A 21,905-nucleotide genomic window follows, 5' to 3' on the forward strand; every position below is an offset into this window, starting at 1 on the left:
ATCTGCATTTTCCTCTATACTAAACTCTATCCATTTCGCTCAACATACTCAAGCATTAACAGTTTAATTAGCATTGGGACTTGAGCCAGGATCAACGCATTTTCCCTTTTGAGTTGGGTTTAAGGCTAGGTTAGAGACTACTTTAGAAAAGCCAGCTTGTTCTTGAATCCATCCGATTTCCCCCGGTTGCAGCTTGGCGCTTTCTACTTCAACTGTTGGCTTAACTGTGGGGGAAGGCGAGGGAGTTGTCACACCGGGAGGCAGCTTGGCGCTTTCTACTTCAACTGTTGGCTTAACTGTCGGGGAAGGCGAGGGAGTTGTCACACCGGAAGATGGATTCTGTGCCTGTTTTGAAACTGTAGAAAAATCTTTATTTGACTCGGGTTTGGGAGAGTTCGAGCGCACTATTTCAGGAATCGAACAAACTTTCAATTCCAGCCAATTGCCTTGAGGTGTAAGCTGTTTGTTTGTCACCTGCAAAACGCTGCCGACTGGGACTGTTCCTTTGACAGTCAACTCACCGATTGCAACTCGCAAATCCAAGCGATCGCTCTCTTTTTCCACTGCCCCAGCCCCAGAACTTTTAATCTCTATAAACGAGCCGATTTCTAAAGATTTGACCGGAGAAGGTACAGATTCAACAGTTTTTTCTGGCTTGCTTCCAGGATTAATTAAACCGCCTTTGCCAAAAATCGACTCCCCGGCAGTATCGATCGCGCGACCCACCGGAGGGATGAAAAAATAAGCAAATACACCCCCCAAGCCTAATAAAAATAAAATTTTCAGCAGCAGCGAAAATGGGCTTTTGCTTTTGTCCGGCTGTAACAACTGCGTTTTTCCTTCAAAATTCCCATCGCCAAGGCTTGTGGGCCCATTCAAATCCGTTGGCATATCCTCGCTGTCGGAAATTAGTTCGATCGGCGTATCTAAAGGTGCGACAGACAGTTCTGTCAAAGTATTGCCGTCTTCCCTCAAATGTGCTTGACAGTGAATTAAAGCAACAGTGACGTTATCGTGACCGTTTCTAGTATTAGCAATCTCAATCAGTCGATCGCGCGCCTTAGCCAAATTAATACTACCGTCGAGAATTGGCAAAATCTCCGCTTCCCAACATTCCTCAACCCGGTCTTTATCGCTCAAACCGTCGGAACACAGCAGCAAAACGCAGTCTTCATCCACTGGAAAACGCTGCACAGTCGGGTGCAAAGTGTTGGACGAAGTAATCCCCAAAGCTTGAATCAGAGCTCCGGCGGCCACTTGTTCCAAAGCATCCCGGTAGAGAGAGTAGCCCAAACGCACCTCGCGGCAAGCCACATTATCATCGAGAGTAACTTGATAGCAGCCGGTGCGGGTAATCCAGTAAGCGCGACTGTCTCCGACGTGGGCGACATAGATCTCGTGAATGTGGGCTAAACCCATAACTAGGGTAGTTCCCATCCGCTGGCGGCCTTGGCGGTGTTCGCTGTCGTTGCGACTGGCTATCTTGTCGTTAGCAGCACAAGCCGCCCGTTCCAGCTTAGAAGTCAGGCTCAACGGGTCCCAATTAGCCTGATGTAGCGGCATTTGCTGCAACTTGTCGCGCAGCACACCAATTGCTTCTGCCGAAGCTACTTCGCCGCCGTCTTGTCCGCCGATACCGTCGCAGACGATCGCGCAAGCTTCCGCACCCGGGCTTCCTGCGAACAGCGTACCGCTGGGCGGATAGCAAGCATCTTCGTTGTGAGCCCGGGATCTGCCTACATCCGTGCCCGTGGCAATTTCAACGTGACGATCGTAATATCGGCCGCACTTTGCCAAAGCTTTATCCAACTGGCCCATCAATTGTTCGCCGTGGCGCACTTGACCGGCAACCATTTGCTGGCAAAGTTGCCTCAAAAAATTAGCAATAGCCGGGTGAGCATCTTCGAGCCACTGCTGCCACAATTTGCCCAACTGCGACAAATGAGGCGGTTTGCGATCGGGCTGCAATTCCAGAAACCGCACCAATTGCCCTTCCACCCGCAGCAGTTCCGGAGTCAGCAGCGTGGAAGCCACGCCCTGAGAGATACACGGCTGCCACAACTGGGCAATTTGCCACAGCCAATTGAGCTGCCGCATCGCTGCCGATCCTTTCCAGGAGTCTGCCAATTCCGGCATTAAAGATTCCGTCACCTTCAAAATCGGCCCGTTTTCCAGTAGCCAAATATCTCCCGATAGCTTGCTCATCTTGGACGATACCAGGCCGTATACTTGAGGTACGTGCAACTGATAGGCAAACAGTCTCAGATAAGGAGTGACAACACTCGGAATCTCATCGGGCAGTTCCGGCAAGTGTTCGGGTTGAGTATCGACAAGAAGTCGATCGCGCTTGACCAAGTAGCGACCAGCGATCAGATCGCCTGGCTTACACCCTTTGATCCCTTCACCTAAAGCCCATAAGTAGTGTTTTGCCACAGAGTTTTGCATAAGGGTTCCTGACGCCTTTGGGCAAGCGTGCTGATCTGAACTATTTTAGCGATGAACCTCGACGGGTTGATACGTGGCGATTATTTGACACTCCCGCTTTCTCAACAGACGCAGATTCTTAAGACTTCGCAGTCCTAATATCCTGATTTTTCAGGTTCCCGGAATCACCACGTTTCCACTTTTGTGTGCGTAGTGATATCTGCTACACAAAACTTGGCTAAACTTATTTAAGTCTCACCATTCAATCGGGATTGCTCCTGAAGGGTCTGCTTCCTGCTTCACCCAAGGGAGTCGGCTCCTTCTTGTCCACAGGCGTTAATTCGGGTGTAGCCCACCCTAATCGAATTAATTTTAGTTGAAGATTTTAGCCGTGAGTCATCCAATATTTTCAACCTATTTAACAAAACGCGGACTCCCGTTCGACCTTGTGACAGGCTGGTCAGTTTTGACTTGCACGCTCGGTTTACTCTCCCAGATAATTAAGCCTTGGTTTTTGGCATCGCTCTAATTCTACCACCCACAAAGGTTAACCAGTCAAGTTAAGTATGACTAACTTTAGTAAATTTTTTTGCTGTTTAGTCCAACTCCTGACAATATTTTAGGCGTGACTTTCCCCCAGTCTAGGGGTAGGTTTTAATGTCTTGTACTGACACGAATAGTTTACCATTTTGTTGACGACCGGATGAATCTTGCTATGAGCTTTCAGGGTGAGACGATCGCGCGACGCCCAAGTCCTCGGCTTGAAAGCACGCTGTTTTCAGCATATTCCTGATAGTGACAATTTCCGAAAAAATCGCAGCACTCAAGGGAATTAAGATTTTAGACTAACTATAATGGTATGATGCAGCTAGGTAGAAATCACCTGACCCGACAGGTATAAATAAATATCAATTCTCGGTTTTCTCGCCAAGGGTGTTAATTGCCTCGTACCCGAGTTTCGCAAGTAAAGTTAAATTTAACCTGGCCCAAAGACGGATAAAAGCCCCCAGATTCATCTGTGGAGTCCATCTAAAGTATAAAATCTACAATCTCACATCTCACATCTACTGACGGATGCAAGCTCCCGACAGGAGTGGTGGTGAGCAAAAAAAATTAGATATTAGTTCAAGCCCGCAGATCCATCTGTGGAGTCAATCTCAAATCTCAAATCTCAAATCGACTGACCGGCCTCTGCAAGCTGTTGAGTATTTAACCATGCCCCCACATGAACCCAGCGCCTTTTCCAAGAATGTGCCCGATCCGAAGCTACTGCCTGCCGTTGAAATAGACGAAATACTCACTAGCATTCAACATTCTCACAGTTTTTATTACAAAGTGATGAATCTTGAGGTTTGGGCGCTGGTGGAAACCTTGGATGGGCTGTTTCCCGGCGCTTGGGGTCAGTTTATGACCAACCGCCAACTGGCAGTTAAACAGTTTTTGGAACGCGATCGCGTTCCACATTCTCCGGTTGATGCTGGGAAGGCGCGGGAGAAATCCGAGGGCAGTGGGAAGAAGGAAGAAGCCGGGAGTCAGGAGTCAGGAGTCAGAAACAAGCAGGAAGAAGAATAAAAGCAGCTTTTTTCAATTCTCCCCATCTCCACCTTTCCTCGGTATCCAAGTCTACATCCCCTTCAATCCTCAAAGCGAGAGACGAAACAGAACTTTCTTTTCCCCCGTACTCCCCTGATTAAGAGGAGTAGGAGGGATCGAAACTCAGCTACAAGCGACCTTTATTATGGGTTTCAATCTTAAGTTGACATAAATGCCGATCGCCCGATCGCCCTTACAGGTGAACTTTGGAATCAACTTGAGGCAAGCCCATGCTGTAGTTGACAGCGCGGCTGTTGAGATTGTAGCTGATTTGGCCTTTTTGTAAGAGCGATCGTACCAAGTGCTCCAACTCCGAACCGATGCGGCGGAGGTTGTACTCGGTCAAGTCTTCGCCCTCGTAGGCGTCTACGAGTTGGTCGAACTTGGCATATACCTGTTTGACTGACTCGTCGTTCCAGTTAAGTTCGTTATCTGGGTCAATGTCGAGGGTCAAAAGGTCGTTGCTGGGGACGAGTTCGTTATCTTCGAGGATGGCGGTGTATATGCGAATATGGCGGGTTGTTGACTTGAGCTGCATGAGTTCTTATGTGTAAAGATTTTTTGCTGAGTTTATTGTAATGGCACAGAGATGCGCGGGGAGGGCGGGCGATCGTCAATTTCTCGGAATCCCGAAATATTTTAGTTGTTCGGCCGTCCAATTTTTGTAATATTCAGTTTTCTCTAAAGAATCGGAAGCTGGCTTCAGCTTAGAATTTACTTGAACGGTGAAGCCCGGATACGGCATTCTTCTAGTATGAAGTCCGTCAATATTAAAATCTTCTTCGGGATGAGTGTGAAAAGCCAGCAAGCCTAACTCTGAAATCCGATCATTCAGTTTGTCTATCAATTGTTTAGTTTCGGGCGCAGTAATTACGTTTTTTTCGGGATTAATTACTACCATTATTTCCAAATCGGAATTGTAAAATTCATAAATCGATTTCATTATGGCCGAATCTCCCTCAAACTCAGTTAGCGCTGAAAAACGCTCAATTTTGAATAAAATTTGATTTGCCAAGCGTGCTTTTTTAGTGAAGGGACAAATCGCTAAATTGCTGAACACTGGATGGGGTAACTCTACAAACTCCGTCATCCATCTGAGGGTAGATTCTATGATTTCTGTGTCGAATTCATTCATCGAAAATCTATGTATTTGATATTTCACACTCATCATACTTTATTTGTAAGGAGGGCGATGCACACCATTGGTGTCAATTTAACGCTATTTCCCTCAGTCCGGCAGGAAATTCATTCCCTGCCGGAATTTCGGTTAAATTTACACCAATAAATTGCCCACCTGGCTTTTTAATATTGGCGATATAATTCATTCGTGAATTGTGCCATCTGGCATAATTGCACCTGTGAGTGTTGCCATGTCGAGATTTGCTCTACCCATATTTGCTCCTTTCATGTTAGCTTTCTCTAAGTTGGCACCACTAAAATTTGCCCCATATGTTTGTGCATTTTTTAGATTCGCTCCACTTAAGTCTGCCACATTCAGGTTAGCATGGTTTAAATTTGCCTGTATCAGGTTTGCTTCTGTGAGGTTTGCCGCCGTTAAGTTGGCAACACTCAAATTTGCTTCGCTTAACTTGGTTTTAATCAAATTAGCTTGCAGGAGTTTTGCACCGATCAAATTGGCCTTAGTTAGATTGGCACCACTCAAGTTAGCTTGACTCAAGTTAGCTTCACTCAATTGTGCACCATTCAGGTTTGTTGATGTGAGGTTGGCTCCTTGCAGATTAGCTCCAGCCAAGTTTACTTGACTCAAGTCAAAACCAGCTAGGTTCGCTTTTTGCAGTGAAGCACTAGGAGCAATTAAGTAAGCACCTGCATTAACAGGATTAAACCTTTTGGGGAAGGTAGTCCTTGCGTTGTAAACTGTTTGTTGAAGTTTTGCTCCCTCAAGGTTCGCCCCTTCAAGGTTGGTCTCGAATAGGTTAGTCTTAATTAGGTTTGCATTACTCAAATCAGCCTCCATAAATTCTAATTTACTCAAATTTAACCCACTTAAATTTGCTTTACTGAGATTTACCATCCTCAAGTTTGTCTCCGGATATAAATTAACACTGCTAAGATCTAAGCCACTCAGATTAGCTTCACTTAGGTTTGCATAATAGAGACGGACTTCACTTAAATTGGCATTGAGAAATTTTGTTTTCCTTAAGTTTGCTGAGTTTAGATTTGCCTTATGAAGGTTTGAATGACATAAATTTGCCTCACTCAGATTAGCACCATGTAAGTTTGTTCCAGAAAGTTCTGCACCGCTGAGATTAGCGCTACTCAAGTTAACCTGACTCAGGGATTTTCCGGTTAGATTTACTCCCGCTAAGTTAATCCCTGTAAAGTCGCGTTCTCCCTCTTGATACCGTTGCAAAAATTCCTCAGCACTAATAGCTGGTTCCAGATTTTCTAGTGCAGAATCATCTATTCTTTCCTCTTCCTTAGATTCCACAGTATCGGCATTCACAGGTTTAGCGATCGGCTGTTCTGCAGCTTTGCTAGATACCGCCTCTTCGCGCAATAACCGATCCACCCGATCGCTAAACCGCCTCACAACCTCAGCATCATCAAGCTTCTCACCAGCATTCGAGCTTTTCTCAACCGCATTCTCAACATAATACTTGTCTACAAAACTTTGCAACCCAGCATTATATCCCTGTCCTACCGCCTGAAACCTCCATTCGCCATTCTTCTTGTACAAACGTCCAAATTCTAAAGCCGTTTCTTGGGAAAATATCTGATTTAAATTGTACCTAACCAATTCGCTAACAGTTTCTCGATTGTAAAGCCTGATAAAAGCATTTGTAACTTTACTAAAACTTTGATTTTTTTCCTTTCCCTCGTGAATAGTCACAACAAACACAATTTCCTGAATCGCCGAATTGATTTTACTCAAATCCACATAAACCGTCTCATCATCTCCCTCAATTTGTCCATTCCTGCTGTCTCCCGAATGTCGCACCGCACCGTCCGGCGATGTCACATTGTTGTAAAATACAAAATACTTTTCATCAGGAATGCGACCGTCCGCCGCTAACATAAAAACTGATGCGTCAATGTCGCAGTTTTGTGCTGTCTGGCTGACTTGCCAACCCAGGGCGATCGCAATTTTATTGAAATTAGGAGTTTCTTTAGAAAGATTGAACCTTTCACCCTTAATTAATTCGATACTCATATGCGATAATTCCCTTACCTCATAAATGGTATTAATTCTCTCATCTATGTTAACCAGATCGCAAATTGGATTTTATCTCGAAGATATCGAAACCCCAATTGGTAGAACCGTCAATTTAACCCTTACCGGACTTATTCTCCTATCTTCGACCAGCTTCATCGCCGAAACTTACCCGATTTCGGAAACTGTTAGAATTAATTTCCAAACTCTCGATACAGCGCTTTTAGTTATTTTTGTGTTTGAGTATTTATTGCGGCTGTGGTGTGCGGAAAATCGAGTTAAATTTATTTTTAGTTTTTTTTCAATTATTGATTTGCTGGCAATATTACCATTTTTGCTGGGGTTTGTCAACGTCAGTTTTATCAGAATTTTTCGCTGGTTTAGAATTCTCAGACTCATCCGCTTCCTGGAATTAAAAATTTCTATTTTCCGCATCAGCAGCGAAGATGGGGTAATTTTTGCTCGGATTTTGTTTACTTTGCTGGCAATAATTTTTGTTTATTCTGGTTTGATTTATCAAGTCGAACATCCGGCAAATCCCGAAAGTTTTGGAACTTTTTTGGATGCTGTTTATTTCTCGGTTGTCACAATGACGACGGTGGGATTTGGCGATGTTACTCCGATTTCGGAATCCGGCCGTTTTCTGACTATTTTGATGATTTTGACGGGAATTGCTCTAATTCCTTGGCAATTAGGGGATTTGATTAAACAATTAGTTAAAAGTGCTAATCACGGAGAAGCTGTTTGTAAAGGTTGCGGTTGGTCTGTACACGATGCTAATGCTAGATTTTGTAAAATGTGCGGCAGTCAGTTAGAGAATGGTTGACTGTTGACTGTTGACTGTTGACTGTTACAGCCGTTTTCAGGTAGGGACACAGAATTGCCCATTCGTGTCAACTTAAGCCTGAAACCCTAATAAATGTCGCTTTTAGGCAAAGTCTAGATCCCCCTAAATCCCCCTTAAGAAGGGGGACTTTGAGAAGAATCTTGTTCCCCCCTTAAGAAGGGCTAGGGGGGATCGAGTTATAATCGTCAAAGAGTAGACCGGTAGTAGGTTTGACGTTAAGTTGACACTAATGGGCATTGCTGTTTCCCTACAGAAGATTGCCTCTAATTTAGATGTAGCAGTATTTTTCATAATAATTAATAACTAATAACCAATAACTAATAACCAATAACTACTGACTACTGGCTAATGACTAATGACTGCTGACAACTGACAACTGACTTCTTTAAGCTAAGGGTAACAAAATTTCAAATTCAGTGCCGCTGCCTAACTCCGATCGCATTCTGAATGCACCGCCGTGTTTGCCCGTCACTATTTGATAGCTAACTGCTAAACTGGTTTCTTTGAGGGCGCGTTTTTCCGTAGAAAATGATTCTATAATTTTTTTGTACTTGCTAGGTGACATTCCTGGCCCGTTATCGGCTATGCAAATCGAAACCCAGCGAACATGAAGTTTATCTAAATCCGGCGCAGGTTCGGGACAGCAGACTTGAGTTGTGATTTCAATTTTAGGCTGGCGATCACCGTCTCTGAACCCTCCACCTTTGAACTCCTTCGCCAATTCTTGACCGACTGCTTCATTAATTAATGTATGAATAGCATTGGTTAAGATATTCATAAATACTTGGTTTAGCTGTCCTGCATAGCACGGCACTGGTGGCAGGTAGCCGTAGTTTTTCACTACTTGGATTTCCCTGGTCAAACGACTTTTGAGCAGCAAAAGTATGCTGTCTATGTTGGCGTGCAAGTCGGTTGGTTTGGGATAAACATCGTCTATGTGGCAAAAGTTTTGCAAACTGCTTGCCAGCTTGCTCAAACGTTCCGCTCCTGATTTGATGCTGGCAACAGTTCGGAGGAAATCGTTTTGCAAAAAGTCATAGTCGATCTCTTCTTTGAGCCGTGCTATTTGCGGCGGGGGGTTGGTACAGTATGCGTCGTAAACTGAGAGCAATTCCATCAAGTTTTTGCTGTAGTCGCTTACGTAGGTTAAATTCCCCCAGATAAAGCCTACCGGATCTAAAATTTCGTGGGCGACTCCGTTGACTAAACGCCCTAAACTAGCCATTTTTTCGCTTTGAATCATTTGAGTTTGGGCTCTTTCGTAGCGGACTTGAGTTTCTATGCCACGAATTTGCCAGTAGGCGATGTTTAGTGCGTTAGGGTCTAAGAGTCGGTAAGATTGGGAGTCTATTTGGACGACGATCGGTTCTGACTGCAATTCGGGCGATCGACGCAGAGCTTGTGGAGCTGCTGCCAAAATGGTTGTACTCTCTGGGACTAATAATATTTCGACGCGAGCGTAACTGTAGAGAACTTTTAGTGGCAGGTGCAAAAATAGCTCTGGGCCTTGGGGTTTAAGCAAATATTCCAGCAGTTGCCTGCGGGATATCATCCCCGCAAACTCTCCTGCTTCCATCAAGACGACTCCCGGCACTAGGGGATGCTGTTCAAACATTTCGGCAACTGCCACGGCCAAGCAGCTCGATTTAACCTGAAAGTCATACAGGGGCAAATCCCAGAGGGTAGACTCTAGGGAAAGGTCTTGATGGCTGCCTTCGGAGAGTGAAGGGCCAAGGAGTTTAGAACTGAATTTATGTGCCACTGGAACTTTTAGTTGCCGAAACGCTGGGAAAGTGAATTGAGAACCTACTAAGCTAGCCTATCACTTCAACGCAGGAGCGAACAACCGAGAATATTCTTGAGTTAATCATGTTTTGTGAACTATGGGCAGGATAATTTCAAATTCAGTGTTCTTACCTGGTTGCGATCGCAATTTGAGTTGGCCGCCGTGCTTTTCTGTGACGATTTGATTGCAGATAGCCAGCCCCATACCGCTGCCTTTACCTGCTGGTTTAGTGGTAAAAAAGGTGTCAAATATCTGCTGGTGATTTTCTGGAGGAATGCCGGGCCCGTTATCGGCAATGCAAATTGCCACCCGCTTGCCGTGTTCGGTTTCTATGACTTTAGTGGTAATTTCGATTTGGGGCTGCCAGTTGTCCGGGCACTGGGTGTGCATTTCTCGAACGGCTGCGTACTCTGTCAGGGCGTCTAGAGCATTAACTAACAAATTCAAAAACACCTGACTCAACTGACCGGAGTAGCCGCTTACTAGCGGCAGTTCACCGTAATTTTTAACCACTGCTATGCTATTTTTAAAGCGGTTTTTCAAAATTAACAGCGTCATCTCCACGCATTCGTGAATGTCTGTCTCCACTGGTTTTGTCTCGTCCATATGAGAGAAGTGGTGCAGCCCGTTAACTATTTTTAGCAATTGCGAGGCTCCCAACTCCATCCCTTCTAAGGTGATAGGTAAATCTTCTTGTAAAAAATCAAATTCAATTTCTTCTTTGAGAGCGTCAATTCGGGGACATGGTTCCGAATATTCTTCTTCATAAACCGACATGAGCTGAAGCAAGTGTTCAAAATAGGACAGCAGAAAAGTTAAATTTCCCCAAATACAGTTCAGCGGATTTCTGATTTCATGCGCTACTTCTGCTACAATTCTCCCCAAACTAGCCATTTTTTCTGTTTGGATGAGTTTGGATTGGGTTTGTTTGTGGAGCAACTTATTTGTTAATTGATGAATTCTTGATTGAGCAACCATTAATTGGTGTACGTCTAAGAGTTTGTAGCTCTGAGGCGCTACTTCCACTACTACAGGTTCGTAAATTAATTCTCCTGACCTGTAAAGCGATTCCTCGGCGGCTTCTACTATTAATTTACTGCCGGGAAGTATCAGCGGCTCTGGCTTAGAAAACTTGTATAATACCTCTATTGGTCGCTTGAAAAACATTTCTAATCCGTAGCGGCGGTTAATTTTTTCAAAAAATAGACGCCTGGATATTATGCCGACAAAAGTACCCCCCTCTGTCAAAATAACGCCAGGAAGCATGGAATTTTTTTCAAAAGCCTGGGCTACTTCTTTTGCCTGTTGAGTTAATTCAATTTGGCAGTTGTAGAGGGGCAGGTCTAGGAGAGTTGATTCTAAGGAAATGTTCCAAGTACAAATTTCAGGTATATGCAACACTGATAACTCCGAGCTAGTCTCACGCACAGCAAACATAGATGAAACCCCTGTTAAATGTTGTATAGATGGATAACTTAAGTTGCTATTAATTGGTAATGGGTAATTGGGAGAGGGTAGTTGCTAGTTTGTTAAATTAGAATAGTACCCGGTGGCTTAACCCGATTACACTAGCATTGTGTGCTAAAGGTTTTGTTTCTAAATCAATGTTAAACGATCGAAGCTTTTGTGGATATTACGGAGTTCATCTGTAAACTTTTTACCATGATATACCTGCGATCGCGTGTTTTCCGAAAATTTTTAATATTTATAATTAATTATTGTGATAAATTATACCATTTTTCTAGTGATAGAAGGGAATTGGAGAACCGCGAGCGGCTTATCAGTGAATATACGGGCATCCTTCGAGGGTTGGAGGGCCCGGATCAGCCATCGTCCAAGGGGCTTGAGGTTCCAACGGTATCGTCAAGACTGGGGTCCAGGCAACAATCGGCAGATTGTACAGCAGAAAGAAGTTCGGCCACGGATTCGCTTTCTTCGGATGTAACCGAATGTAACGGATGGAAGGCTTTAGTTATCGTCGCGAGAGAACGAAGAAGCAATGTTCCGCAAGGGTTTGTGCAATTAAGAACGTTCTAACCGTATTGGCGGTGGCCATACCACTCAAAAGAAATGCAACTTTAAGCAACTTCAAACGTCGATGGTAGTCAGTTTTTTGCCATCTGCCACCTGCCATCTGCCGTCTCCAATCGTCTTCTTAGGGTTCCACCTCCGGCCAGAGGCGTTCTAGCTGATACCGCCAAGCCGCGAGAGTATTTTCGCGAGACTCTCGCCCTAGTTCCATTTCACCCATCAATCCCTCTGCGTAGAAACGGTCTAAAGTCTGAAGGGTAGTTTCCACAGACTGTCCCTGCGCCTTCGCAGCTTTGATGATTTGACGGATGCGGCTTTCTATCAAACCGCCGAAAAAGTCAGACAAACCTCTCTCTTGCAAAGCCAGCAGTCTGGCGACGGCGGCTGAGAAATCGGCGGTCGCGAGTGTGGCACAACTGTGCTGAAATACTCCCCACAAAACGTTTTGATGTAAGGCGTAGCGAGTTTCGAGGGTGGTGTCAAAGTTAGCTTCTAGCAGTTTATCAAGAAATGGTTGAGCTTCCTGGGCATCGGCGATCGGCAGCAAAATCCGCAGCCAACTCCCGTCTTCTGAAAGGAGGACTAAGAGGCGAAAATTGGGGGTTTCTACTTGCCAAGAAGTGGCAGCAGGCATCTCAACACTATCACCAAATAAGTCTTTAAGGCTATTGCTAATTTCTTCGGGAGTCATAAGGATTTTAGATTTTAGATTTTAGATTTTAGGTTAGTCACCAGTCATTAGTCAGCAGTGCGATCTTAAATCTCAAATTGGTTTATGGTAGCCAGCGGGGGTGATAGCCGGCAAAGGGAAGTTCTTCGGGCTGTAGTTTTGCGGGAGAACCGTCTGTCGGTATTTCTACTAAGGGTAGCAGCCAGAGGCGGCTGGTGGCGATCGACTGTCCGCTATCGTTGCGGGGACTGTCTGCTGCTGAGGGAGTTGCTGCTGTGACTGATTGGTCGAAAATTAATGCCAGACCGTCGGGAGATAAACTGATTTGGGTATCTAATTGGTTGGGCAAAATCAGCAGCGGTTTGATGGTTCCTACCAAACGAGTACCTTCTTTTTTGAGGTCGATGGTGGCGATGAAAGGCTGTTCTTTATAGCTTTCTGTTTTGAGGCGTTGGGCTAACAAACAGTAGAGACGCTGAACTTGGTTGTCTTGGTTTTTGCGGGGGTCGAAATAAACGGCCATAATGCTGCCGGGAATACGCAATATTTCTTGTTCTACACCTTGGTTATCTAAGATGAAAAGCGATCGAGTAAAGTCGCTGTTGTATTTAACATAGGCGGCGGCAGAGTTGTCCCGGGCCATGCCCAATACTTGTTCGTATTTTGGCAAAAATTCTACTGGGTCTGCTTCGGGTTTGAGGGGGACGATCGCTAATCCTTGTTTTTGAGATATTACCATCGATTTGCTGTCGGGGCGAATCATAAAATCTCCGCCTTGTTCATTTTCCAATGGTCTGGGCGCCTGTGTTTCTTCCAAAATCCAAGGACTGAAATCGCCGGGATTGCGGCGGTTGACGCGCTGGACAACTATGATTTTTCCGTCGGCTGAGAGGTCGAATTTGAGGTTTTGGTAATCTTTGGCATCTAATAGTTTGTCGATTCTACCGGCTGGATATTTTTGTTGAGTTCCTGAACCCGATTGGGGGTTGAGGCCGGTGGTGACTGTGAATAGTTCTTGAGTTAGGGTGCCGCGAGTACGGGCGAGCGAGCGATCGGTGGCTGAGAATAAAATGCGATCGCTGTCGGGATAGGGTTTAAAATCGGTGACAACTAAATCTTTGGGAGTTAGGGGTATCGGTTTTGAGTCGCTGCTGGTGAGATTGACTAGCATTAATCTGCTTTCTGTTTCGCCTTGAACGCCGATGTAAGCAAAAGCTCGATCGCGGCTGCGAAAGGAACTGCTAAACGGTTGCATCGGCGTTCCTTTGTTTTGATTTTTTTCTCCGAAATACTTATCGGTTGCTCCGGCCAGTTTGACTGTGTAGGTAACGCCGTAGGGTGCGGGATCTTTGAGGGTGTAAGCCATGCGTCTTCCAGCCCAACTAAATTTACCGGGGAGGGGGGGTTCTAGCTTTAAGTTTTCCTCGACGGTGGGCTGGTTCATCGGCCGAAAGAATGTGAGGATAAAGCCGGTATCTTCGGCGCCGATTTGTTTGTTTTCCCAGGTAAATTCTCGCACTCTGGGTGCTGTGCGATCGCCGCTCAGCAGCAGCAGTCCGATTAAGACGCTCAGCACTAGCATGAGCAAGATGGCCGTGCGGTCGATCGGCTGTTTGAATGGCAGATTAGCGAAAGGTGAAGGATTAATTTTTTTCTTAAAAATACTCACAAATCTTTCTCTCCTACTTTCTGCTGAAAATCAACTGCCAAATTTTCCCTCTTAAATTTTACTGTCTTGGGCGTACTCCCGACCCTCTGAAACGGTTTTTTTACCAGCGAGAAGGGCTGGAACGAAGTATGTTGGTCACTAACTCGGTTTCTGAAAGTGTTGATGCCTCCAGGACTGAATTAAACTCACGAGCTTAAATCCGTGGATTCTGCGGCACTTTCAACAGTATCAACCGAGTGGAGATATGGTGAAATTTGAGTTTTACCTTTTAGGATGCCTCAGAGCTAAAAATTGCTCGATCGAGAGAGGATTTGAGGACAGTAGATCACCCTACAATTGTGCCAGTTGCGTCCAGGAATATTTGAGATTAAATCTCAAATCGCTAATTATTTTATAGGTTGAGAGTTAACCCTGGCGCTCTACCCATCTTCCTAATAATCATGACCCCTACTTAGATACCTTTCACGAATCCTTGACTATTAGGGGGTTGGAAATATTATTAACTGCTGACAGTGTATATGGCGATTCTGGTGCGGGATACAGCTTAGAATATTTGCTATCGTAATGTCTGACCTCAAAATAGTTTAAGTTTGACGGGTGAGGCTTATAGATTGAGAAACATTCCAAAATACAAAAAGTCGCTGCACTCTCTAAAGGCCCGACATTCACTACTTGATTTTTAAAGAGCCGACCTGATTTCATCCACTCTTTCATCTGCTTTCTTGACAAACAGTAAAATGCTGAATGAGGATTGCTAAACTCAGCAAATTTTACACCTTCTATCTTTACACTAGATAGCTGATTCCATGATAGCTCCGGATCTATTGTCAAATCAATATATCTCTTGGTTCCTTGATACATTTCAAAACGGTTTGGGTAAAGAATAGCATTCTCATACCCGCTTTGTCGGTTAAATTTTTCTAATTTTTCTAGAATGAAAGCATCATACAAAACAATGTCATCTTCTATGAATAAAAACCAGTCAAATTTTTCTACTCTTTCGACAAATTCTTCCTGAAGCCTAAACTCTACAAACATGGGATCGCATTCAGGGCCTTCTTGTATCTGAATGCAATTAATTTGATATTCAGGTAAGTAGGCTGTAACGTGCCTGTTCGGTAGGGTTTGGATAGCAATACTCAGGTCGCAATGAGCAAAACTCGTCAACAGTCCATCTATTGTATGCCTGAGTCTCTCTATTTTTTCTGCGCCTTTTTCTGGATTGTTAGATTCTTCAACGGATGTAATGTGTGCGACAGCAGCAAAGACTTTGGGACGTTCTTTTTCGGGTTGCTCGATTTGTTTAAATAAATTTATAATGCTATTTCTTTGATAAAATAACATCAGTTTAGCATACCTCCTAGTCACTCGCAATATTTCTTGAAACAGAGCAATTTGTAAAAAGATAAAGTGAATTACTTTTCTTCTTGTATTGGGTTCGGCTGACATATAGACAATCTCCTTTTCCTTTACTTAAACAGTTGATTGATGGGAATTAAATCCATCGGTGATATTTTATCGATTGGCAGACCAAAATCAAAAGCCACTCTACACCAAATTAGAGTGGCTAGCACCCCTATAAACAGCCCTGTTAATTGAATATCCTGCCAAAAACAAGTTAGTCCTTCTTTCCACAAACCGTAGTTAGTTACTGCATAGGTAGGAAGGTCGCCCAGAGCTACAGCAATCACGGCACCTAAATTACCTTTTAAGTGGTATCCCAGCGGTATAGTTATACATAGATTCACAAAAGTCAGCAGATTACCCATAGCTGCGTACTGAGACTTTCCTACGGCTAACAGACAAGAACCCATCATATTGTGCAAGGTGGTGTGCCAGATACCTAAAGCCAAGATTGGCATCATCCAAGAAGCCGCCGCATACTCTTTCCGATAGAGTATTAAAATTAACTGATCTCCGAAGCTCACAAAAATTGCTAAACCTACGGCTAATGGTATTAGAATTAACTTGCGGTTGTTCAGGATCTTGGCGCGCAACTCTTCCCGCGGCAACGTGGCTAGCATAGAAATCGAGGGAAAAATCACCCGGCCACTAATGGCGATGATGACTTGGCGCGGCATATCCCCCAGGGTAAAAGCGATGCCGTAAATGCCCAACAGTGTTAAAGTAAATATTTTCCCTAGAATGAGTCGATCGGCTTGAGAACACAGAAAAAATAAAATCGTAGACAAAAATATCCATTTGCCATAAGAAAATATTTCTTTTACGGCTTCTTTATCCCAAGCAAAGCGGTTTGACTTGCCGGGAATCAAAAAATGGCTCCATACTAACTCCACTACAGCTCCAGTCCAGCCGCCTACAACGATCGCCCAAATGCTGCGATCGAATAAAGCCCACACAATCATCACTGTAGTAGAAATTATCTGCGTACCCAACTCAAAAAGCACTACTTCCTTAACGCTCATTTTGCGTTCTAGGGTGGATACGGAAGTCGATTTAAACCCTCCTATTAGGGTATTTATACTTATGGCTGGAATCAACCACATCAGACGGGGTTCTTCATAGAATTGAGTAACTGGCCAGGTTATTAGAATTAAACACAACCAGACAAACAAGCTGCGAATAACTTGCATTGTCCAAGCAGTGTTGAAAAATTGAGGCTCGTCCCCGCGCTTGTTTTGAATGATACTTGGGCCCAGACCTATGTCTGTGAATAAGTTAATGCCTATGATGAAAACGTAGGCTAGACCCATTAGACCAAATAATTCAGGCAAAAGCAGGCGCGTCAGGATTAGGTTGCTACCAAATCGGATAATTTGACTGCTTCCATAACTTGCGATCGTCCAAACAGCACCTTTGATAGCTAATTTTTTTTCGGATGACATATACTCAGAATTTATTTCCTAATTACGAGTGTAGTTGCTGAATTTGTTATTTGCAACTCCTACAGGATGCTGCTGCGACTTTTATAGCTGACTGTACAGTATCTTTATTTGTATACGGAGAAGGGTTCTCAGTACCCATCTCGCAATAAATGTAAAATAGAATCTCATACTTCCTCTATACCTAATAATCATAAGGATTTTTGGGTTCGGGAATTGGCTGGAGGGAGGATGCTTGAATGATTAATTTGCGCTTGCCTTGGAGTTCTTCTACGATCGTTTCTCCTTCTATTTCTAGCCAACTGTCTGGGGCAAAGGCGGTGCGGCTTTGACCGATCGGTAATTTTACTGGCAACCCGATGGGATAGGCGTCGGCCGCGCAGCAGGTAATGATAAAACGCCCGATCCACATATATTGTTCTGCTATGTTGGGGGGGTGAATTACAAATCCTTGAACTTTGACTTTTTGACCTCTGTATGTATCGGGTTCTGGATTGAAATTTAACAGCCGCACCCATTCGACGAGCGATCGCTGTTCGGGTTTTGTAGTATTGCGAAATTCTTGGGGTTGCAGTCTGGTGATTGGCAGGGATTCAGTGAGGCCTCGTTCTAATGCTGTCTGGCTGCTAAAAGTGCGTGGCGTTGTTAGTAAACCGATTAATGCGACGCTCAACATTAAGGTACTGCCGATGCTGGGGGGAAACAAAGTAACGTGTTCAACTTCTGTAACTCTTAGAGAGTTATTTGCTAGTGATGTTCGCGATTGCTTTGTGGTGCGATCGAGTTTTACGAGTTCCCAAGTTTTTAACCCGCCAATAACCATTAAGCCGATTCCTCCCGCTAAAGTCAAGCCAAAGTAATTGGGGTGAATGAGAATGCTTAATTTGCCTGTAATCCAATATTTTAGGAGCAGTATTCCCCACGCTAAGATAGCTAGGGCGTCCAGCCAGGGGCTAATTTTTTTAAGATTCATTTTGTAAGAGTCATTGAGAATTGCGAATAGAGAGTTTGAAGGAAGAAAAAGAAAGAATAAGACGAAATAAGGAAGAACAAAGATTGAAAAAACAGCTACCCGTATATCCGTGAGTACCGTCGTGAATCAATTTCATTGAAAATCGCAACGGGTATTATTTATATGTCATATCTAATTTATTAACCTAAATGCAAGTTAACACCGAGGGTCATTAAAAAGGTTAACTGAGCTGCCAAGACAATTATGTAAACTACGGCTCGACTTTTAAAAATTGACAGCATTAAACCTATGCCTTTGAGGTCAATCATCGGGCCGAAAACGAGAAAGGCTAACAGCGAACCGCTGGTAAATGTGGAAGCAAAAGACAGGGCAAAAAAGGCATCTACTGTAGAACAAATGGATACGACTGCGGCTAATAGCAGCATGGCGAGAATTGAGGAAACGGGCCCTTGACCGAGGTTGAGAATGAGTTCGCGGGGTGCGCCAACTTGAATGATTGCTGCGATCGCACTTCCGATTACCAACACTCCTCCCAATTCGCGCAACTCCTGTACCATAGTATCTAAAAGCAGGCGCAGACGCTCTTTAGAAACGCGGTGGAACATCGAGGAACGTTTCGAGGTTTTTTCTGTTTGGCCTGTTTGTAATGGCTTCCAGTCGTCTTGTAGCAAAGATTCGATCGGCACCGCCCCCCCCGGCTGACCGAGCATAAAAGTTCCCGACTGCAACAGCAGCGGAGTGTTGGCTTGGACGAGCTCTTGTTCGGAAAACTCTGGTTTTGGTAGAGGGATAGCGCGGGCTACAGCAGGTTGCAACAGAGGTCGCAAGTCTTTTTGGGTGCTAAACACCCAGCCGATAATTGTGGCTGTGACTAGGGAAAATACCACCCGCAAAACTACAATTTCTGGCTGATCGCGAAATGCCGTCCAAGTCGCCCAAATTACCACGGGGTTGATGGTGGGGGCCGCAAGCAAAAAGCCGATCGCGGCTGGTGCGGGCACTCCCTGCATCAGTAGCCTGCGGGCTACGGGCACGTTACCGCACTCGCACACGGGAAACAAAAAGCCGATCGAACTGCCCATCAAAGCCCCCAGTAGCGGGTTTCGCGGGATGCGGGATACGAGTTTGCGTTCGTCTACAAACCCCAGCAGCAAACCTGAGAATAAAACTCCCAGCAGCAGAAAAGGTATTGCTTCTACTAACAAGCTGAGAAAAAGGGTAAAAGCATTGTTTAACTGATTCGTGAGGGCGGGTTGCATCGATCACCTACTGGTAAATTGCTATTTAGTTACACGTCTTTGGCAGAACCCCCTGTCGATCATACCAAAGCACAGCACTAAGTTAAGATTCAGTTGAAACTTTTTTCTTACAATCCTCTATCTTATAGCCATCATTAAAACTCGCAGAGCCTGGTACGGACACGGCCGTACCGTTTCCCTATAGATATGGCGTACAATATATATCCGTCCCTACTTTTCACCATGGTATATGATTAATTTTTAAATTTAATAAAGCCTTTTATTTGCTGGAATTGGTATAGTTTATAATTTAATCAATGCTAGCTTGTGAATGATTTGGAATGGTTAAAGTTGTTTGAATTCCACTCAATTTTTCTACCTGATATCTAATTCGGTGGCATCGGAATTGATATTACCCACACTCAGGACACCGCGCCTGGCCGTTTCCCTACAATTAATCGGCAGCCGGTGGTTAGATCTTTCATCGAAAAAAAGTGATTATTTTGGGGTAGGGAAACGGCATTGCCGTGTCCTTCGTTGTCTTGAGTATCAAAGGCCGTAGCTGGTGGGGGGGACACCATCGCGGTTATAGTGCGACCTAAAACTCAGGGACGCCCACCCACGGGTACATTCGACCGCGAGGCGGGCGATCGGGCAATTCCGATTTTCCTCTATTGTCACTTTATTATATTTTGGAAAAATGTAATCTTATTATTAAAAATAGGTTAAGACCCGAATTCCAGGTTAATGAATAATTAAATAGTCGAACCAAGCGTTAATACCCCTCAAGTCAGTATAAAATAAAGTCAGGCCTAGCCAGGGCGCATTTATATCGGTGATACTTAATATTGCCTAATACTTTAAGTGGTAAAATTTTTCTTACTACAGTCAGTTTTTTGTGTAATTTAAAAAGCAGTTTGCCAGGAGATGCCGGTCAAAGCACTCAGCAACTCACCTGCTGACCTTTGGTAGCTGAATGTCTGCTAGCAAATAGAACCCCAAAAAAGCGTACTGATGAATTTATGTTGAATACCTCCTGCGTAGAAAGACCAGTCCAACCCATCTCCGAGGCTGACCTAGGAGAACTTTGTTTAGACTCTACTCTCCAACAATTGTCGCTGTACGATTTTCAGGTAGAAGCTACGGATTGGGGAATGCGAATTTCTCAGATGTTAGAAGCTAATCCGCTGTTACCGGGAGTCATTGTGACCCATCAAGGTGAATTTGCCGGCATGATTTCCCGGCGGAGATTTTTAGAATTTATCAGCCGTCCTTTTGGGCGAGAATTATTTTTAAAGCGACCAGTGAGGGCTTTGTACCGCTTTGCCGAAACTGAGAGTTTAATTTTTCCCAGCAATACTTTAATCGTCGATGCAGCCAGGAAGTCGCTGTTGCGATCGAAAGAACTGCTTTACGAACCGATTGTGGTTCAATTGTCACCTCAAACTTATAGTTTGCTAGACGTGCACGAACTGTTAGTAGCGCAATCCAATATTCATGAACTAGCAACAAAATTGCTGAGGCAGCAAACTCAATCTCAACTAATTCAAACCGAAAAACTAGCGAGTTTGGGACAGATGGTAGCTGGAGTCGCCCACGAAATTAGAAATCCCGTCACCTGCATCAGCGGAAATCTAGGCTTTTTGTCTAACTACTCGAAAGACATCATGGAGTTGCTGTCTGCTTACGAACAAATTGTGGGTAACAGCGAAAAAATTGACCAACTCAAAAAACACATAGAATTTGATTTTTTGCAAGAAGATTGGGTAGAAATTCTCAAAAGTATGAAAGTTTCATCGCAGAGGCTGACCGAACTCGTCACCAGCCTGCACACCTTTTCTCACATGGACGAAACCCATTTGAAACAAGCTAACATCCACGAATGTATTGACAGTACGCTGCTAATTATGAAAAACCGTCTCAAGTACGGAATAGAAGTAGTTAAAAGCTATGGAGATTTGCCTTTAGTCAAGTGTTACTCTGGTCAGTTGAGCCAGGTATTTATGAATATTATCAGCAATGCAATCGACGCTTTGGAAGAGGTAAAAGAAGAAAAAGGTTTTATGCCTGCGATTACTATTGAAACCGAGGTAATAGACAGTTGTGACGGAGACTGCGTAAATTCGGAATTAATTCAAAATTATGTTATGGGCGATCGACAAAATGCAAAACCGCTATCATCCGCCAGCCAAAACGGCGACTTCTGCCCAGAAGCAGGGGCAAAAAATCAAAATAACGCTTGGATAGCAATCAGAATTGCCGATAAGGGACCGGGAATTCCGCCAGAAATTCAACGGCGGATTTTTGAGACATTTTTCACCACTAAACCCGCTGGGAAAGGTACTGGTTTGGGGTTGGCAATTACCCATCAAATTGTTACGGAAAAGCATAAAGGCAAGTTAAATTTGCATTCTACTCCCGGTACAGGTACTGAATTTGAAATTTTGTTGCCGTTGATTTGAAGGAAGTCCCGCAACCGATGAGTGTAACGGATGTAAGGGATACTAACGAATGGATGGAAGAGGGAATGCAGGACACGGATACACGGATTTAGGTAAGGTGCGCATTGCGCACCCTACCCCTCTTCTGTCACTCTAGGCAGAAGAAAATAAGAATTCCCTCTCATTCATCAAGTAAGAGAAGGGATTTGGGTAAA

At 44.3% G+C, this 21,905-nt stretch carries 15 protein-coding genes; 3 read left to right on the forward strand and 12 right to left on the reverse strand.

Annotation, left to right across the window (positions count from 1 at the left end):
- Positions 1 to 63 precede the first annotated feature (63 nt).
- The gene (locus tag QUA45_RS07165) at positions 64 to 2,433 is read right to left on the reverse strand and encodes a protein phosphatase 2C domain-containing protein (protein ID WP_333220073.1); all 2,370 of its coding nucleotides are present in this window, start codon (positions 2,431 to 2,433) and stop codon (positions 64 to 66) included.
- A gap of 1,206 nt (positions 2,434 to 3,639) precedes the next feature.
- Here QUA45_RS07165 and QUA45_RS07170 point away from each other — a divergent pair.
- Positions 3,640 to 3,996 (forward strand): hypothetical protein, encoded by a 357-nt coding sequence (locus QUA45_RS07170; RefSeq protein WP_333220075.1) that lies wholly within the window; start codon positions 3,640 to 3,642, stop codon positions 3,994 to 3,996.
- 214 nt (positions 3,997 to 4,210) lie between these two features.
- On the opposite strand, the gene QUA45_RS07175 is transcribed toward QUA45_RS07170, so the two are convergent.
- The 3 genes from QUA45_RS07175 to QUA45_RS07185 all read right to left on the reverse strand — a co-directional run bounded on the left by QUA45_RS07175 (position 4,211) and on the right by QUA45_RS07185 (position 7,192).
- Positions 4,211 to 4,555: an NAD(P)H-quinone oxidoreductase subunit M gene (locus QUA45_RS07175; RefSeq protein WP_333068257.1), complete on the reverse strand. Its 345-nt coding sequence runs from the start codon at positions 4,553 to 4,555 to the stop codon at positions 4,211 to 4,213.
- 75 nt (positions 4,556 to 4,630) lie between these two features.
- Positions 4,631 to 5,152 carry a hypothetical protein gene (locus QUA45_RS07180; RefSeq protein ID WP_333096871.1) on the reverse strand — a complete coding sequence of 174 codons (522 nt, stop codon included), beginning with the start codon at positions 5,150 to 5,152 and terminating at the stop codon, positions 4,631 to 4,633.
- Positions 5,153 to 5,338: 186 nt separating this feature from the next.
- A complete protein-coding gene (locus tag QUA45_RS07185; RefSeq protein WP_333096872.1) occupies positions 5,339 to 7,192 on the reverse strand; it encodes a pentapeptide repeat-containing protein in 1,854 nt (617 codons plus the stop codon).
- A gap of 46 nt (positions 7,193 to 7,238) precedes the next feature.
- Between QUA45_RS07185 and QUA45_RS07190 the strand changes: the two genes are divergently transcribed.
- Positions 7,239 to 8,018, forward strand: coding sequence for an ion transporter (locus tag QUA45_RS07190; RefSeq protein ID WP_333161084.1), 780 nt, complete (start codon positions 7,239 to 7,241; stop codon positions 8,016 to 8,018).
- 406 nt (positions 8,019 to 8,424) lie between these two features.
- Here QUA45_RS07190 and QUA45_RS07195 read toward each other — a convergent pair whose 3' ends face one another.
- From QUA45_RS07195 to QUA45_RS07230, 8 genes are all read right to left on the reverse strand, one after another.
- On the reverse strand, positions 8,425 to 9,801 hold the full coding sequence (locus QUA45_RS07195; protein WP_333096876.1) for an ATP-binding protein: 1,377 nt from the start codon (positions 9,799 to 9,801) through the stop codon (positions 8,425 to 8,427).
- A gap of 105 nt (positions 9,802 to 9,906) precedes the next feature.
- The gene (locus tag QUA45_RS07200) at positions 9,907 to 11,262 is read right to left on the reverse strand and encodes an ATP-binding protein (protein ID WP_445305293.1); all 1,356 of its coding nucleotides are present in this window, start codon (positions 11,260 to 11,262) and stop codon (positions 9,907 to 9,909) included.
- 718 nt (positions 11,263 to 11,980) lie between these two features.
- Positions 11,981 to 12,547, reverse strand: coding sequence for a hypothetical protein (locus tag QUA45_RS07205; RefSeq protein ID WP_333096880.1), 567 nt, complete (start codon positions 12,545 to 12,547; stop codon positions 11,981 to 11,983).
- Positions 12,548 to 12,629: 82 nt separating this feature from the next.
- Positions 12,630 to 14,195 (reverse strand): hypothetical protein, encoded by a 1,566-nt coding sequence (locus tag QUA45_RS07210; RefSeq protein WP_333220078.1) that lies wholly within the window; start codon positions 14,193 to 14,195, stop codon positions 12,630 to 12,632.
- A gap of 462 nt (positions 14,196 to 14,657) precedes the next feature.
- Positions 14,658 to 15,644, reverse strand: a complete 987-nt coding sequence (locus tag QUA45_RS07215) for a hypothetical protein (protein ID WP_333096882.1) — start codon at positions 15,642 to 15,644, stop codon at positions 14,658 to 14,660.
- 20 nt (positions 15,645 to 15,664) lie between these two features.
- Positions 15,665 to 17,041, reverse strand: coding sequence for an oligosaccharide flippase family protein (locus QUA45_RS07220; RefSeq protein ID WP_333096884.1), 1,377 nt, complete (start codon positions 17,039 to 17,041; stop codon positions 15,665 to 15,667).
- Positions 17,042 to 17,222: 181 nt separating this feature from the next.
- A complete protein-coding gene (locus tag QUA45_RS07225) occupies positions 17,223 to 18,011 on the reverse strand; it encodes a TIGR03943 family putative permease subunit (protein WP_333220080.1) in 789 nt (262 codons plus the stop codon).
- Positions 18,012 to 18,190: 179 nt separating this feature from the next.
- The gene (locus QUA45_RS07230) at positions 18,191 to 19,270 is read right to left on the reverse strand and encodes a permease (protein ID WP_333075978.1); all 1,080 of its coding nucleotides are present in this window, start codon (positions 19,268 to 19,270) and stop codon (positions 18,191 to 18,193) included.
- Between the two features lie 1,001 nt (positions 19,271 to 20,271).
- On the opposite strand from QUA45_RS07230, the gene QUA45_RS07235 reads away from it, so the two are divergent.
- On the forward strand, positions 20,272 to 21,711 hold the full coding sequence (locus QUA45_RS07235) for a HAMP domain-containing sensor histidine kinase (protein WP_333220082.1): 1,440 nt from the start codon (positions 20,272 to 20,274) through the stop codon (positions 21,709 to 21,711).
- Positions 21,712 to 21,905 lie beyond the last annotated feature (194 nt).

Origin of the sequence: Microcoleus sp. Pol12A5, from assembly GCF_036701435.1 — a bacterium.
Lineage (GTDB): Bacteria > Cyanobacteriota > Cyanobacteriia > Cyanobacteriales > Microcoleaceae > Microcoleus.

Excerpts from the sequence above, each read along its gene's own strand:
- QUA45_RS07170 (WP_333220075.1), top strand. The coding sequence starts at position 3,640 with ATGCCCCCACATGAACCCAGCGCCTTTTCCAAGAATGTGCCCGATCCG.
- QUA45_RS07175 (WP_333068257.1), bottom strand. The coding sequence starts at position 4,555 with ATGCAGCTCAAGTCAACAACCCGCCATATTCGCATATACACCGCCATC.
- QUA45_RS07180 (WP_333096871.1), bottom strand. The coding sequence starts at position 5,152 with ATGAATGAATTCGACACAGAAATCATAGAATCTACCCTCAGATGGATG.
- QUA45_RS07185 (WP_333096872.1), bottom strand. The coding sequence starts at position 7,192 with ATGAGTATCGAATTAATTAAGGGTGAAAGGTTCAATCTTTCTAAAGAA.
- QUA45_RS07190 (WP_333161084.1), top strand. The coding sequence starts at position 7,239 with ATGTTAACCAGATCGCAAATTGGATTTTATCTCGAAGATATCGAAACC.
- QUA45_RS07200 (WP_445305293.1), bottom strand. The coding sequence starts at position 11,262 with ATGTTTGCTGTGCGTGAGACTAGCTCGGAGTTATCAGTGTTGCATATA.
- QUA45_RS07205 (WP_333096880.1), bottom strand. The coding sequence starts at position 12,547 with ATGACTCCCGAAGAAATTAGCAATAGCCTTAAAGACTTATTTGGTGAT.
- QUA45_RS07215 (WP_333096882.1), bottom strand. The coding sequence starts at position 15,644 with ATGTCAGCCGAACCCAATACAAGAAGAAAAGTAATTCACTTTATCTTT.
- QUA45_RS07220 (WP_333096884.1), bottom strand. The coding sequence starts at position 17,041 with ATGTCATCCGAAAAAAAATTAGCTATCAAAGGTGCTGTTTGGACGATC.
- QUA45_RS07225 (WP_333220080.1), bottom strand. The coding sequence starts at position 18,011 with ATGAATCTTAAAAAAATTAGCCCCTGGCTGGACGCCCTAGCTATCTTA.
- QUA45_RS07230 (WP_333075978.1), bottom strand. The coding sequence starts at position 19,270 with ATGCAACCCGCCCTCACGAATCAGTTAAACAATGCTTTTACCCTTTTT.
- QUA45_RS07235 (WP_333220082.1), top strand. The coding sequence starts at position 20,272 with ATGTTGAATACCTCCTGCGTAGAAAGACCAGTCCAACCCATCTCCGAG.